This is a genomic window from Cellulomonas sp. JZ18 (genome assembly GCF_009720485.1).
Lineage (GTDB): Bacteria > Actinomycetota > Actinomycetes > Actinomycetales > Cellulomonadaceae > Cellulomonas.
Genome location: NZ_CP045245.1, coordinates 2,142,464 through 2,157,663, shown reverse-complemented (window position 1 = coordinate 2,157,663; position 15,200 = coordinate 2,142,464). Strand labels below are relative to the sequence as shown.

Genomic DNA, 15,200 nt, shown 5'->3' with positions numbered 1-15,200 from the left:
CGACGCCCGGAGGCTCCCGTGACCCAGACCACCACGCCCGCAGCAGCGCCCGCACCGCCGGTCGCGCCCGCCCCCGACGCCGCAGCGGCGGCCGCCGGTCTGACCGTCCGCCGCGGCCGCTGGATCGACGGCTGGGACCCCGAGGACGCGCAGCAGTGGCGCACGGTCGGCCGTGCCGTCGCCCGCCGCAACCTCGGCCTGTCGGTGTTCGCCGAGTTCCTCGGCTTCGCCGTGTGGGCGCTGTGGAGCATCGTCGTGCCCCGCCTGCCCGACGCGGGCTTCGTGCTCACCGTCGACCAGATGTTCTGGCTCATCGCCGTGCCGAGCCTCGTCGGGGCGACGCTGCGCATCCCGTACACGTTCGCGGTGCCCGTGTTCGGCGGCCGCAACTGGACGGTGGTCTCGGCGCTGCTGCTGCTCCTGCCGACGGGTGCGCTCGTCTGGGCCGTGCAGAACCCGCAGCTGCCGTTCGGCGCGCTGCTGGCCGTGGCCGCGCTCGCCGGCGTCGGCGGCGGCAACTTCGCGTCGTCGATGGCCAACATCTCGTTCTTCTACCCGGAGCGGGAGAAGGGCAAGGCGCTCGGCCTCAACGCCGCGGGCGGCAACATCGGCACCGCCGCGGTGCAGCTCGCCGTGCCGCTGGTCGTCGTCGCGGGCGCGGGGCTCTCGCTCGAGCGGGCCGGCCTGATGTTCCTGCCGCTCGCCGTGCTCGCGGCCGTGCTCGCGTGGCGGTTCATGGACAACCTGAGCAACGCCAAGGCCGACCCGCGGGCGTACGGCGCGGCCGCCCGCGCGACGCACACGTGGATCATCTCGTTCGTCTACATCGGCACGTTCGGCTCGTTCATCGGCTTCTCCGGTGCGTTCCCGACGCTGCTCGACGCCCAGTTCCCCGAGGTGACGCTCACCATCGCGTTCCTCGGTGCGCTCGTCGGCTCCGTCGCGCGGCCCGCCGGGGGCGCGCTCGCGGACCGCTTCGGGGGCGCACGGGTCACGGTCGTCGCGTTCGGCGTGATGGCGCTGGGCACGGTCGGGGCGATCCTCGCCCTGCGGGCGCAGTCGTTCGGCCTGTTCTTCGGCTCGTTCCTGCTGCTCTTCCTCGCCACGGGTGCCGGCAACGGCTCGGTGTACCGCATGATCCCGGCGGTGTTCCGGTTCGGCGCGAGCGACGACGCGGACCGGGGCCGGCGGGCGAAGGCGGCCGCGGGCTGCATCGGCATCGCCGGCGCGGTCGGTGCGGTCGGCGGGTTCCTCATCCCCCGGGGGTTCGCCGTCTCGACGTCGCTGACCGGGTCGATCCAGGCCGCGCTGTGGGTGATCGTCGGCCTGTACGCGGTCATGGCGCTGACCACGTGGGCGGTGTACCAGCGTCGCGGGTCCGCGTTCGGCGCGGCGACGATCTGACGGCGGGGCAGGGGAGGGCACCGGCGTGACGGCCACCACCACCGCGCAGTCCGAGGGCACGACCGCGACCCGGGTCGCGACCGTGTGCTCGTACTGCGGCGTCGGCTGCGGCGTCGTCCTCGACGTGACCGAGGACGACGCCGGCACCCGGCGCGTGACGCGCGCCGCCGGCGACCGCGGCCACCCGTCCAACGGTGGGCGGCTGTGCACCAAGGGCGCGACGAGCGCGGACCTGTTCTCCGCCCGCGGGCGCCTGTCGACGGCGCTCGTGCGCGCAGAGCGGGGCGGGGAGGCGGGCCAGGCGTCCCTGGACGACGCGGTCGCGCTCGTCGCTCGGCGCCTGCGGGAGGTCCTCGACACGCACGGCCCGGACGCCGTCGCGCTGTACGTGTCGGGCCAGATGAGCATCGAGGCGCAGTACCTGGCGAACAAGCTCGCCAAGGGGTACCTGCGCACCAACCAGATCGAGTCGAACTCCCGGCTGTGCATGGCCAGCGCCGGCACCGGCTACAAGCTCTCGCTCGGAGCGGACGGGCCGCCGGGCTCCTACGAGGACCTCGACCACGCCGACGTGTTCCTTGTCATCGGCGCGAACATGGCCGACTGCCACCCCATCCTGTTCCTGCGCCTGCTCGACCGCGTCAAGGCGGGCGCGAAGCTCATCGTCGTCGACCCGCGCCGCACCGCCACCGCCGAGAAGGCCGACCTGTTCCTGCAGGTGCGTCCGGGCTCCGACCTCGCCCTCCTCAACGGCCTGCTGCACCTGCTGGTGGAGTCGGACGCCGTCGACGAGGAGTTCGTCGCGGAGCACACCGAGGGCTGGGAGCAGATGCCGGCGTTCCTCGCGGACTACCCGCCGGACGTCGTCGAGGCCCTCACGGGCGTGCCCGCCGACGACCTGCGCGCCGCGGCCGCGCTCATCGCCGGTGCCGGGAACTGGGTGTCGTGCTGGACCATGGGGCTCAACCAGTCCACCCACGGCACGTGGAGCACGAACGCTCTGGTCAACCTGCACCTGGCGACGGGCGCGATCTGCCGGCGGGGCAGCGGGCCGTTCTCCCTGACGGGGCAGCCCAACGCCATGGGCGGGCGCGAGATGGGGTACATGGGCCCGGGCCTGCCGGGGCAGCGGTCCGTGCTCGACGCCGACGACCGCGCGTTCGTCGAGGAGCTGTGGGGCGTGCCGCCGGGCACGATCCGCGCCGACGGCGTCGGCACCGGCACCGTCGACATGTTCCGCCGCATGGCCGACGGCGAGATCCGGGCCTGCTGGGTGATCTGCACCAACCCGGTCGCGTCGGTGGCGAACCGCCGCACCGTCATCGAGGGGCTCGAGCGCGCCGAGCTCGTCGTGACCCAGGACGTGTTCGCCGACACCGAGACGAACGCCTACGCCGACGTCGTGCTCCCCGCCGCGCTCTGGTCCGAGGCCGACGGGGTGATGGTCAACAGCGAGCGGACCATGACGCTCGCGCGTCACGCCCTGGACCCGCCCGGGGACGCCCTGCCCGACTGGCAGCTCATCGCCCGCGTCGCCACCGCGATGGGGTTCGACGGGTTCGCGTACACGTGCGCCGAGGAGGTCTTCGAGGAGATCCGCGGCAGCACGAACCCGCGTACGGGGTACGACCTGCGCGGCGTCACGTACGCGCGCCTGCGCACCGGGCCGGTGCAGTGGCCCGCCGCGCCGGACGGGCCTGCGCGCAACCCGGTCCGCTACCGCAACGACGGCGTGCACCAGCCGGTGCACGTGCGCCCCGACGGCAGCCGTCCCCACCTGGTGTTCCCGACGCCGAGCGGCCGGGCCGTCTTCCACGCCCGCCCGCACATGGAGCCCGCCGAGACGCCCGACGACGACTACCCCCTCGTGCTCACCTCGGGACGCGTGCAGCACCAGTGGCACACGCTGACCAAGACCGGGAAGGTGCCGGCGCTCAACCGTCTGAACCCGGGCCCGTTCGTCGAGGTCCACCCCGACGACGCGGCGCGGCACGGCGTCACGACCGGGAGCACCGCGGAGGTGGCCTCACGCCGCGGGCGCGCCGTCCTGCCGGTCGTCGTCACCGACCGCGTGCGCCCGGGCACGCTGTTCGCCCCGTTCCACTGGAACGACCTGTTCGGTGAGTACCTCGCCGTGAACGCCGTGACCAACGACGCCGTCGACCCCCTGTCGTTCCAGCCGGAGCTCAAGGCGTGCGCCGTCACGCTGACCCCCGTCGCCGGGGCGGAGGTGGCCGGTGACGGCGCGCGCGCGGACACGGCGGTCGCGGAGCCGACGGGCGCGGACCCGGTGGGCGCGGGCCCGGCGGACGGCGTCCGGGCCCCGGCCGGTGGCGCGGGCACCCCCCTCGACGGCCCCGCGACGATGCGCGCGCTCGCGGCCGCGCTCGGCCTCGAGGACGTCGCGCCCCCGGCGCTGGGCCCCGACGAGCAGCGCTACCTCGCCGGCTTCCTCGCGGGCCTCGGCGGCGGCACCCCCGGGACGCCGGTGCTCCCGCCGACCGCACCGCTCGACGGTGCCGCGGCCCTGTGGGTCGACGGCGTCCTGGCCGGCATGTTCTCGCGCGCCCCCGGCGGCGGACGCGCACCCGCCCTCACCACGCCCGTCCGCGAGCTCGTCGTGCTGTGGGCGTCGCAGACCGGCACCGCGGAGCAGGTCGCCGCGGACGTCGCCGCGCGCCTCGCCGCCGCGACCGGACGCCCCCGCGGGTCGTGGCCATGGACGACGCCCTCGACACCCTCCCGCGGCGCGCCGACGTCGTCCTCGTCACCAGCACCTTCGGCGACGGTGACGCCCCCGACAACGGCACCGCCCTGTGGGAGCTGCTCGCCGACCCGGCCGCGCCGCGCTTCGACGGCGCCCGGTACGCCGTCCTCGCCCTCGGTGACCCCGCCTACGACCAGTTCTGCGGGCACGGGCGCCGCCTCGACCGGCGTCTGGAGGAGCTCGGTGCCCGGCGGCTCGTCGCGCGTCTCGACCGCGAGCCCGGCGACGACGACGCCGTCGCGCGCTGGGTCGACGACCTCGCGGCCGCGCTCGCGGGCGGTGCGGCGCCGTCCGCTTCGACCGGCGCCGGCGAGGACGGGCGGGACGACGGCGACGCGAGCGCGACGGGGACGGCGACGGGGACGGGGACGTCGGGGCGCGCACCGGGGGCCGGCGGCCCCGCGCGCACCGAGCCGCGCCCGGTTGCCGCCCACGCCGCACCCGCCTCTCCCGGGCCGCCCGCCCGTGCGACCCGCAGCCACCCCGGCACCGCCCGCCTCGTCGTCAACCGCAGGCTCGGCGCCCCCGGGTCCGCCAAGGAGGTCCGCGAGCTCGTGCTCGACACGACCGCGAGCCCGCTGCCCGTGCCGTACCGCGCCGGCGACGCGCTCGCGGTCCGGCCGGTCAACGCCGCCGCGCTCGTGGCGGAGTGGCTCGACGTCACGGGCGCGGACGCGGACGCGCGGGTCACCGTCGCGGGGGCCGGCACCCAGGGCTTCGCGGACGCGCTGCGGCACGAGCTCGACGTCACCCGTCCGTCCACGGCGCTCCTGCGGTTCCTCGCCGAGCGCACGGGCGACGAGCGGCTGCGCCGCCTCCTGCGCCCGGACAACCGCGACGAGCTCGCCAAGTGGTCGTGGGGCCGGCAGGCCGTCGACGTCGTCGCCGAGCTCGGCGTGCGCGCCACGGCGCAGGAGTGGACGGACGTGCTGCGGCGCCTGCAGCCGCGGCAGTACTCGATCTCGTCCAGCCCGCTCGTCGACCCGGCGCGCGTGCGCCTGACGGTGTCGGTCGTGCGCTACGCCGGCCCGACGGGCGCCGCCCGCACGGGCGTCTGCTCGGCGTACCTGGCCGACGCGCCCGAGGGCGCCGAGGTGGCCGTGCACGTGCAGCCCTCCACCCACTTCCACCTGCCCGAGGACGGCTCCGTCCCGGTCGTCATGGTGGGGCCGGGCACCGGGGTCGCCCCGTTCGTCGGCTTCCTCGAGGAGCGCCGCGCCCGCGGCGACCGTGGCGAGAGCTGGCTGCTGTTCGGCGAGCAGCACGCGGCGACGGACTTCTGGTACCGCGAGGAGCTCGACGCGCTGCGCGCCGAGGCGGTCCTCACGCGCCTCGACACCGCGTTCTCCCGCGACCAGCGCACCAAGGTCTACGTGCAGGACCGGATGCGCGAGCAGGGCGCGCGGCTGTGGGCGTGGCTCGAGCGCGGCGCGCACCTGTACGTGTGCGGGGACGCCTCGCGCATGGCGGCGGACGTCGACCGGGCGCTGCGCGAGGTCGTCGCACGCCACGGCGGGATGGGCGAGCAGGACGCGGCCGCCTACGTGAAGCGGCTGACCGAGCAGCGCCGGTACGCGCGCGACGTGTACTGAGCCCTCGGGCGTCAGACGACCGTGACGTCGACCCGGTGGTACCCCGTCGCACCGTCCGGCACGACGCCCTGCCGGGCGCCGGTCTGCGGGCCCTGCGGGTCGGACGCGCGCACGTGCAGCCGGTGGCCGCCGGCGCCGGCGTCCCGCCACGTCCAGCGCCACTGCCGCCACGTGTCGACGCCGCCGTCGCCCGCGAGCTCGGCGTCCTGCCACGGCCCGTCGTCGACCCGCACCTGCACGCCGGTGACGCCCCGGCCCTGCGCCCACGCGGTGCCGGCGACGACGACGTCACCGGCCGGGACGGTCGCACCGGCGCGCGGGACGTCGATGCGCGACTGCGTCTTCACCGGCCCGCGCTGCGACCACCCGCGCTGCGTCCAGTACGCCTCGGCCGCGTCGAACCGCGTGACCTCGAGCTCGGTGACCCACTTCGTCGCGGACACGTACCCGTAGAGCCCGGGCACGACGAGCCGGACGGGGAACCCGTGCTCGGGCGGCAGCGGGGCGCCGTCCATGCCGACCGCCAGCAGGGCGTCGCGGTCGTCCGTGAGCGCGTCGAGCGGGGTGGACGCGGTGAAGCCGTCGACGCTGCGCGAGAGCACCATGTCGGCGTCCGCGGTCGGCACGGCCCGGGCGAGCACCTCGCGGACGGGCAGGCCCAGCCAGCGCTGGTTGCCGACGAGGTCCCCGCCGACCGGGTTGGAGACGCACGCCAGGGTCACCCACGCCTCGACGAGGTCGGAGGCCAGCAGCTCGTCCCAGGTCAGCTCGACCTCGCGCTCGACGAGGCCGTGCACGCGCAGCCGCCACGTCGCCGGGTCGACCTGCGGCACGACCAGGGCGGTGTCGATCCGGTAGAAGGTCGCGGGCGGCGTGACCCACGGGTCGACGCCGGCGACCGCCACCTGCACGTCGGGCGGGGGAGCGGGTGCGGGACGGACGGGCCGCGGCAGCCGGAGCCCCTCGCGGACGGCCTGCACGCCGCGTCCGGCCGCGCCGGCGACGCGGCCGACCGCGAGCCCGACGACCCCCAGCGCGGCGGCGAGCGACGCAGCGAGCAGGAACCCGCGCCTGGACGGGTCCGGCGGCAGGGCCGGTTCCGACGGCACGGCCGGTTCCGACGGCACGGCCGGGCCCGCCGGGACGGACGCGTCCGCGCCGGCCCGGTCGGCGCCGGCCGGGGGAGGCGGCGCAGCAGGGTCCGCAGCACGAGCAGCCCGGCGGCGGCACCCGCGACCGCCGGCAGCGGTGCGAGCAGGCCGGCGTCGGGGCGCGTCACGGCGGCGAGGCCCGCCAGGCCCCCGAGTGCGACGACGAGCAGGGCGCCCCACGACCACCGCCGGTGCGCCAGGACCCCGGCGAGCGCCGCGAGGGCCGCCAGGACGACCGCCTGGCCGACCGCGAGCGCCGTCTTGTCGGCGGTGCCGAACGTCGCGACCGCCCAGTCCTTCAGCCAGGGCGGCGTGCGGTCGACGAACGCCGCGCCCACGGCGACGAGCGGGTCCGACGACGCGCCGGTCACGGCCGCGAGGACCGCCCCGACGCCGACCGTGACGGCACCCGCCGCGAGGCCGGACGCCGCGGCCGCCGACCGGTGCCGGTCACGTCCCATCCCGCCACGGTAGGCGCCCGCCGCGCGCGCGTCCCGTCCGCGGGGACGTCCCCCGTCGGCGTCCTCACACCGCCACCCGTGCGGGTGTGCGCGGATCGTTCCGCCGGGGTAACGCACGCGCGACGCCGCCCGAAACACGCCGTTCGTAGCGTCGGCTCACGCCCCCGTCGGACCCGCAGCCGCGGACCCGCACCGCCACCCGCACCGCCACCCGCACCCGGAGGCCCCCATGGACGCCCCCGCCACCTCGTCGTCGTCGGCGGCGGCATGGTCGCCCAGCGCCTCGTCGAGGCCCTGCGCGACCGCGACACCGCCGGTACCTGGCGCATCACGCTCCTCGCGGAGGAGCCGCGCCGCCCCTACGACCGCGTCGCGCTGACGAGCTACTTCTCCGGCCGGACGCCGGAGGACCTCGCCCTCGGCGACGCCGCCCTGTGGGACGACCCGCTCGTGACGCTCGTGCGCGGCGACGCCGTCACGGCCGTCGACCGCGCCGCGCGGACCGTGACCGCCGCGTCCGGCCGCACGTACGCGTACGACCACCTGGTCCTCGCCACCGGCTCGTACGCCTGGGTGCCACCGATGGAGGGCGCGGACCTGCCGGGCGTGTTCGTGTACCGCACGCTCGACGACGTCGCGGCCCTGCGCGGGTACGTCACGCAGCTGCAGGAGGACCGGACGCACCCCGTGCGGGGCGTCGTCCTCGGCGGCGGCCTGCTCGGCCTCGAGGCGGCCGGGGCGCTCGACGCGCTCGGCGCCCGGGCCACCGTCCTGCAGGTCGACACGCACCTGATGTCGGCGCAGGTCGACCTCGGCGGCGGCGAGGCGCTGCGACGCCTGATCAACCGCATCGGCATCGGCGTGCGGACGCAGGCGATGACGACGCGCGTGCACGAGCACCGGCGTGGCGGCGTCGGGCGCGTCGAGCTCGCCGACGGCACCCGCCTCGACGCGGACGTCGTCGTGGTGGCCGCGGGCGTGCGGCCGCGGGACGAGCTCGCGCGGGAGTCCGGCCTCCCGGTCGGCCCCCGGGGCGGCGTCGTCGTCGACGACACCTGCCTGTCCGAGGACCCCGACGTCTCGGCGGTCGGCGAGGTGGCCTGCATCCAGGGCGCCTGCATCGGCCTCGTCGCCCCGGCTACGCGATGGCGGAGGTGACGGCCGACCGCCTCCTCGGCGGCGGGGCCACCTTCCCCGGTGCGGACACCGCGACCAAGCTCAAGCTCGCGGGCGTGGACGTGGCCAGCTTCGGCGACGCGTTCGCCCGCACGCCCGGCGCGCTCGAGATCGTCTGGGCCGACCCGGTCGCCGGCGTCTACAAGAAGCTCGTCCTGTCCGACGACGCGCGCACGCTGCTGGGCGGTGTGCTCGTCGGCGACGCGAGCGCGTACGCGAGCCTGCGCCCCATGCTCGGGCGGGAGCTGCCCGGCGACCCGTCCGCGTTCCTGCTCCCGAGGGCACCGGCGGCGCCCCCGACCTCGAGCTGCCCGACGACGCGGGTGTCTGCTCGTGCAACAACGTCTCCGCCGGCGAGATCCGGCACGCCGTCAGCGACGAGGGCTGCCACGACCTCGGCGCCGTGAAGGCGTGCACGCGCGCCGGCACGAGCTGCGGGTCCTGCCTCCCGCTCGTCAAGAAGCTCATGGCGACCGAGCTCGAGAAGCTGGGCGTCACCGTGAGCACCGCGCTGTGCGAGCACGTCGCGCTGTCCCGCGCGCAGCTCTACGACGCCGTCCGCGTGTCCGGGGTACGCACGTTCACCGAGGTGATGGAGCGGTTCGGCACGCGCGCCGCCGGCCGCGGGTGCGACATCTGCAAGCCCGCGGTCGCCTCGATCCTCGCGACGACCGCCCCCGGGCACGTCCTCGACGGCGAGCGCGCCGCGCTGCAGGACACCAACGACCACGTCATGGCGAACCTGCAGAAGGACGGCTCCTACTCGGTCGTCCCGCGCATCCCCGGCGGCGAGGTCACCCCGGAGGGGCTCATCGTCATCGGGCAGGTCGCCCAGGAGTTCGGGCTCTACACCAAGATCACCGGCGGGCAGCGCATCGACATGTTCGGCGCACGCATCGACCAGCTGCCCCTCATCTGGCAGCGGCTCGTCGACGCCGGGTTCGAGTCCGGCCACGCGTACGGCAAGTCCCTGCGCACCGTGAAGTCGTGCGTCGGGTCCACGTGGTGCCGCTTCGGCGTGCAGGACTCCGTGGCGCTCGCGGTCATGCTCGAACTGCGCTACCGGGGGCTGCGCTCACCGCACAAGATCAAGCTCGGCGTCTCCGGCTGTGCGCGCGAGTGCGCCGAGGCCCGCGGCAAGGACGTCGGCGTCATCGCGACCGACAAGGGGTGGAACGTCTACGTCGGCGGCAACGGCGGCTTCACGCCCCGGCACGCGCGCCTGCTCGCGGAGGACCTCGACACCGAGGCGCTCATCCGCACCATCGACCGTTTCCTCCTCTACTACGTGCGCACCGCCGACCGGCTGCAGCGCACCGCACCCTGGATCGAGGAGGTCGAGGGCGGCCTCGACGGCGTGCGCGCGGTCGTCATGGACGACTCCCTCGGCATCTGCGCCGACCTCGACGCGCAGATGGCCCGGCACGTCGAGGAGTACGAGGACGAGTGGCGCGCCACCCTCGAGGACCCCGAGAAGCTGCGCCGGTTCGCGTCCTTCGTCAACGCGCCCGACCTGCCCGACCCGTCCCTGGCCTACGTGCCCGAGCGCGGCCAGGCCCGCCCCGCCACCGCCGCCGAGCGGGCCGCCGCCGCGAACGGCGGACCCGTCCTCGTCGCCGGCTCGACCCTGGAGGTCCGCTCGTGACCACGCTCGACCTCACACTCGGCGCCCCGCGGCGGACCTGGCTCCCCGTGTGCCGCCTCGACGACCTCGCGCCGGAGCGCGGCGTCGCGGCCCTCGTCCCCGACGGGCCGGACGGCCGCCTCGAGCAGGTCGCCCTGTTCCGCCTCGTCGACGACCGGGTGCTCGCCGTGCAGCAGCACGACCCGTTCAGCGACGCGCACGTGCTGGCCCGCGGGATCGTCGGCTCACGGGCCGTCGACGGCACCGAGGTGCCGACGGTCGCCTCGCCCATGTACAAGCAGGTGTTCGACCTGCGCACCGGCGCGTGCCTCGACCCGGCCGGGAAGGAGCCCGTGGCCGGCCGGTCGGCGGACCTGCGGACCTGGCCCGTGCGGGTCGTCGACGGGAGCGTCGAGGTCGCGGTGGCGGCCGAGGACGCGCCGTGACCGCGCTGCTCGCCGTCGAGCTGACCGGCCGCACGGTCGTCGTCGCCGGCGGGGGACCGGTCGCCGCCCGGCGCGTCCAGGCGCTGCTCGGGGAGGGCGCGCTGGTGCGCGTCGTCGCCCCGGCGGTGTGCGAGCCGATCGCCGACCTGGTCGTGGCCGGCGGATCGGTGCGGTGGGTCGACCGCGAGGTCGTGGCGGCGGACCTCGACGACGCGTGGCTCGTGCACACCGCCACCGGCGACCGGGCCACCGACCAGGCCGTCGTCGCGTGGGCGGCCGCGCGGCGCGTGTTCTGCGTCGACGCCGGCGGTCCGCGCCGCCCCGCCCGCGGCACGGCGCGCACCCCGGCCACGACACGCGCCGGCGACGTGCTGGTCGGGGTCGTCTCCGCGGGCGGCGCCGACCCGCGCCGGTCGGTCCAGGTCCGCGACGCGCTCGCGGCGACGCTGCGCGAGGGACGCGTCGACCTGCGCCGCCGCCGGCGCGGCGCACCCGGCCAGGGCCGCGTCGTGCTCGTGGGCGGGGGACCGGGCGACGTCGACCTGCTGACCGTCGCCGGGCGGCGTGCGCTGGCCGAGGCCGACGTCGTCGTCACCGACCGCCTGGGGCCGACGGGCGTGCTCGACGAGCTCCCCGAGGACGTGGAGGTCGTCGACGTCGGCAAGTCCCCGGGCACCACCCGGTGCCGCAGGCGGAGATCAACCGCGTCCTCGTCGAGCAGGCCCAGCGCGGGCGCGTCGTCGTGCGGCTCAAGGGCGGGGACCCCTTCGTCTACGGACGCGGCGGCGAGGAGCTGCTCGCGTGCCGGGAGGCCGGTGTGCCGGTCACCGTGGTGCCCGGCGTGAGCAGCGCGTTCGCGGCGCCGGCCGCCGCCGGCATCCCGCTCACGCACCGGGGGACCGTCGGCGCCGTGCACGTCATGAACGGCACGGACGGCTGGTCGGCCGCCGCCCTCACGGGTCTGCGCGACGCCTCGTGCACCGTCGTGGTCCTCATGGGCGTCGCCGCCCTGCCCGGTCTCGTCGCGTCGGCCCTCGCCGCGGGCGTCCCCGGCACGACGCCGGTCGCCGTGGTGGAGGAGGCCACGCTCGCGGGGCAGCGCGTGACGCGCGCTCCGCTGGACGCGGTCGTCGCAGCCGCCGCGGCCGCGGGCGTGCGGTCGCCCGCGGTCGTCGTGCTCGGCGCGGTCGCGGCGCCGGGCCTGCTCGAGCCCGGGCGCGGCCACGACCCGCGGCTGCAGGACCTGGCGCACGAACCCGCGCCGCCCGCGACAATGGTGCGGTGACCGCCACGATGATCGACCAGACGCTCGCCGGCTGCGTCGTGCTCGTGACCGCGGACCGGCGCGCCGGTGAGCTGAGCGCCGCCCTCGAGCGGCGCGGCGCCACCGTGCGGCACGCGCCGTCGCTCGGGATGGTCCCGCACACCGACGACGCGCTCCTGCTGGCCGAGACCCGCCGCGTGCTGGCCGACCCGCCCGACACCGTGGTCGTCACCACCGGCATCGGCTTCCGCGGCTGGGTCGAGGCCGCCGACGCCGCGGGCCTGGCCGACCGGCTCGTGGAGACGCTGCGGGGGACGCGGATCATCGCCCGCGGGCCCAAGGCGCGGGGCGCGATCCAGGCCGCCGGCCTCAGTGCCGACTGGGTGGCCGAGTCCGAGACGAGCGCCGAGATCGCGGAGGTCCTCCTCGACGAGGGCGTCGCGGGGCGCGACGTCGTGATCCAGCACCACGGCGCCGGCGCCGACGGCCTCGACGAGGCGTTCGTGCTGGCCGGGGCGCGGGTGCGCAACCTCGTCGTCTACCGCTGGGGCCCGCCGCCCGACCCGGCGGTCGTCGCCGCGTCGACGCGGGCCGTCGCCGACGGCGAGGTCGACACCGTCGTCTTCACGTCCGCGCCCGGGGCCGCCGCGTGGCTCGCCGCCGCCGACGCCGCGGGCGTGACCGACGCCGTGGTCGAGCGCCACCGCGCCGGCACGGTGGTGTTCGCGGCGGTCGGGCCGGTCACCGCCAAGCCGCTCGAGGAGCGCGGGATCGCCCCGCTCCTGCCGGACCGCGGACGGCTCGGCTCGCTCGTCCGCGCGATCGTCACGCACTACGGCGGGCTCGAGGCGCTCGACACCGTGGCCGGGCCCCTGCGCGTGCACCGCGCCGCCGCCGTGCTCGACGGCCACGTGCTGCCGCTGTCCCGCACCGGGCTGGAGGTCCTGCGGCTGCTCGCGTCCGCACGCGGCTCCGTGGTGCCGCGCGAGCGCGTGCTCGCGGCCCTGCCGGGGGAGTCCGCCGACCCGCACGCGGCGGAGGTCGCGATCGCCCGCCTGCGCGACGCCACCGGCAGCCGGGGGCTCATCCGCACCGTCGTCAAGCGCGGCTACCGCCTCGAGCTGCAGGAGCAGGCATGACCGACCCGACCCCGACCGTCGCGCCGGCGCCCGTGCCCGCACCCGTGCTGGTGGGGTGCTCCCACGGCACCGACAGCGTCACCGGACGCGCGGCGATCCGGTCGATCCTCGAGGACGTCGCGCGCCTGCGCCCCGACCTCGACGTGCGCGAGGCGTTCGTCGACGTGCAGCAACCGGAGGTCGCGGACGTCGTCGCCGACGCGCTCACGGGTGCGCCGGCCGTGGTCGTGCCGCTGCTGCTGTCCGTCGGCTTCCACACGAAGGTGGACGTCGCGGCGGCGGTCGACCGCCCGGGCGCAGCCGCCTCGGGGCCGCTCGGGCCCGACCCACGGCTCGTGGAGATCCTCGCCGACCGGCTCGCGGCCGCCGGGCTGCGGGAGGCCGACGCCGTCGTGCTCGCAGCCGCGGGCTCGAGCGACCCGGCGGCGGCCGACGCCGTGCGCGTCGTCGCCGACGGGCTCGCGGAGCGCCTCGGCCGTGCCGTCGTCGTCGGGTTCGGGGCCGGTGCGCACCCGCGCGTGCCCGTCGCGGTCGCCCAGGCCCGCGAGGGGCTCGCGCCGGGCGGCCGCGTCGTCGTCGCGTCCTACCTGCTCGCGCCGGGGTACTTCCTCGACCGGGTGCTCGAGGCGGGTGCCGACGTGGTCGCCGACGCGCTGGCCCCCGACCCTCGGCTCGCCGAGGTCGTGCTCGACCGCTACGCGCAGGTCCGGGACGTCGCCGTCGGGGCCTGGTCCCGCCCGACGGGGCCGCACCCGGCCGCCGCGACCGACGCGCCGGCCCGCGCCTGATCCCGGCGCCCGACCCGCGCGCCTGCCCGCTGCCCCCGACCGGCGGGCCCGACCCCGCGGCGCGCCGCGGTCCCGCCGCGCGCGCCCCGGGCTCGCGACCTGCGGTGGCGGCCCCCGGGGCGGCGCCTAGCGTCGCAGGTGCCGGCCGGTGCACGCGGGCCGGCCGACCGGCGCCCGCCGCGCACGTCCGACCCCCGCGGCCGGCGCACCCCCCGGCAGCCCCTGCGGAGGTGCGGCGATGAACGAGTCCTCGACGTCGAAGGCGGCCACGGCACCGGCCCCAGACGACCCGCGCAAGCCCGACTCCCCGGGCGACCTGCAGAAGCGGTCGTGGAAGTACGTCCTGCGCAAGACCGTGCGCGAGTTCATGAAGGACCAGTGCACCGACCTGGCGGCGGCGCTCACGTACTACGGCGTGCTCGCGGTCGCGCCGGCGCTGCTGGCGATCGTGTCGCTGCTGGGGCTGGTGTCCGACCCCGAGGAGACGGTCTCGCGCATCACGTCGCTCGTGGAGGACGTGGCCCCGGGCGGCGCGGCGGCCGCGATCGAGCCGATCCTGCAGAACCTCACGCAGGCGCCCGCGGCCGGGCTCGCGCTGGTCGTCGGTCTCGTCACCGCCCTGTGGTCGGCGTCCGGCTACGTCGCCGCCTTCAGCCGCGGCATGAACCGGGTCTACGAGATCGACGAGGGCCGGCCCGTGTGGAAGCTGCGTCCGATCCTGCTGCTCGTCACCCTCGTGCTCGTCGTCATCGCGGTCCTGGTGATCGCCGCGATCCTGCTGTCCGGTGGCGTGGCGCGCGCGATCGGCGACGCGGTCGGCCTCTCCGACGCGGCCGTCACGGTCTGGGACATCGCGAAGTGGCCGGTCGTCGTGGTCCTGGTGGCGCTCGCGATCGCGATCCTCTACCACGCGACGCCGAACGTCCGGCAGCCCAAGTTCAGGTGGATCAGCGTCGGCGCGTTCGTCGCGATCCTCGTGTGGGTCCTGGCGACGCTCGGCTTCGCGTTCTACGTGACGCGCTTCTCCAGCTACAACGAGACGTACGGCTCGCTCGCCGGCGTCGTCATCGCCCTGCTGTGGCTGTGGATCACGAACCTCGCGCTGCTGTTCGGGGCCGAGCTCGACGCCGAGCTCGAGCGCGGTCGCCAGCTGCAGGGCGGGATCGAGGCCGAGCGGACCATCCAGCTGCCGCCGCGGGACACGAAGGCCAGCGACAAGAAGAAGGCGAAGGCGGAGGAGGACGTGCGCCGCGGGCGGGAGGTGCGCGAGGCCGCGCAGCGCGAGCAGGGGCAGGACGGCGGGGCCGACGAGGGGAGGGGCGCGTCGGCGAGCGGTGCGCACCGGGACACCTCGGGACGCCACGGTCGCTGACACGACGACGAGGCCC

7 protein-coding genes and 3 pseudogenes are annotated in these 15,200 nt (G+C 76.7%); 9 read left to right on the top strand and 1 reads right to left on the bottom strand.

The window, feature by feature from the left end; all coding sequences use genetic code 11:
* The first annotated feature begins 18 nt into the window (after positions 1-18).
* From GC089_RS09785 to GC089_RS19090, 3 genes and pseudogenes are all read left to right on the top strand, one after another.
* Positions 19-1,404: an MFS transporter gene (locus GC089_RS09785; RefSeq protein WP_155377528.1), complete on the top strand. Its 1,386-nt coding sequence runs from the start codon at positions 19-21 to the stop codon at positions 1,402-1,404.
* Between the two features lie 25 nt (positions 1,405-1,429).
* Positions 1,430-3,544, top strand: a pseudogene (locus tag GC089_RS19095) (molybdopterin oxidoreductase family protein); the annotation flags it as partial.
* 578 nt (positions 3,545-4,122) lie between these two features.
* Positions 4,123-5,763, top strand: coding sequence for a sulfite reductase flavoprotein subunit alpha (locus tag GC089_RS19090; RefSeq protein ID WP_230685226.1), 1,641 nt, complete (start codon positions 4,123-4,125; stop codon positions 5,761-5,763).
* A gap of 11 nt (positions 5,764-5,774) precedes the next feature.
* Here the strand turns inward: GC089_RS19090 and GC089_RS09775 are convergent, their stop codons facing one another.
* On the bottom strand, positions 5,775-6,872 hold the full coding sequence (locus GC089_RS09775) for a molybdopterin-dependent oxidoreductase (RefSeq protein WP_370513983.1): 1,098 nt from the start codon (positions 6,870-6,872) through the stop codon (positions 5,775-5,777).
* A 770-nt stretch (positions 6,873-7,642) separates the two neighbouring features.
* Here GC089_RS09775 and nirB point away from each other — a divergent pair.
* The 6 genes and pseudogenes from nirB (at position 7,643) to GC089_RS09745 (ending at position 15,184) form a co-directional block, all read left to right on the top strand.
* Positions 7,643-10,196, top strand: a pseudogene (gene nirB, locus GC089_RS19750) (nitrite reductase large subunit NirB).
* Positions 10,193-10,621, top strand: a complete 429-nt coding sequence (gene nirD / locus GC089_RS09765) for a nitrite reductase small subunit NirD (protein ID WP_155377527.1) — start codon at positions 10,193-10,195, stop codon at positions 10,619-10,621. Before nirB ends, nirD begins: the two are co-directional and overlap by 4 nt.
* A pseudogene (gene cobA, locus GC089_RS09760) lies at positions 10,618-11,906 on the top strand (uroporphyrinogen-III C-methyltransferase). The gene nirD and the pseudogene cobA overlap by 4 nt, the downstream one beginning before the upstream one ends.
* A gap of 8 nt (positions 11,907-11,914) precedes the next feature.
* Complete coding sequence (locus GC089_RS09755; protein ID WP_155379089.1) at positions 11,915-13,024, top strand: uroporphyrinogen-III synthase; 1,110 nt, start codon at positions 11,915-11,917, stop codon at positions 13,022-13,024.
* Complete coding sequence (locus GC089_RS09750) at positions 13,021-13,812, top strand: sirohydrochlorin chelatase (RefSeq protein ID WP_155377526.1); 792 nt, start codon at positions 13,021-13,023, stop codon at positions 13,810-13,812. The genes GC089_RS09755 and GC089_RS09750 overlap by 4 nt, the downstream gene beginning before the upstream one ends.
* A 238-nt stretch (positions 13,813-14,050) precedes the next feature.
* Positions 14,051-15,184, top strand: coding sequence for a YihY/virulence factor BrkB family protein (locus GC089_RS09745; protein ID WP_230684715.1), 1,134 nt, complete (start codon positions 14,051-14,053; stop codon positions 15,182-15,184).
* The last annotated feature ends 16 nt before the right edge of the window (positions 15,185-15,200 follow it).

Bases quoted from the DNA above. Each gene is read 5' to 3' on its own strand.
- GC089_RS19090 (WP_230685226.1), top strand. From the start codon at position 4,123: ATGGACGACGCCCTCGACACCCTCCCGCGGCGCGCCGACGTCGTCCTC.
- GC089_RS09755 (WP_155379089.1), top strand. From the start codon at position 11,915: ATGATCGACCAGACGCTCGCCGGCTGCGTCGTGCTCGTGACCGCGGAC.
- GC089_RS09750 (WP_155377526.1), top strand. From the start codon at position 13,021: ATGACCGACCCGACCCCGACCGTCGCGCCGGCGCCCGTGCCCGCACCC.
- GC089_RS09745 (WP_230684715.1), top strand. From the start codon at position 14,051: ATGAACGAGTCCTCGACGTCGAAGGCGGCCACGGCACCGGCCCCAGAC.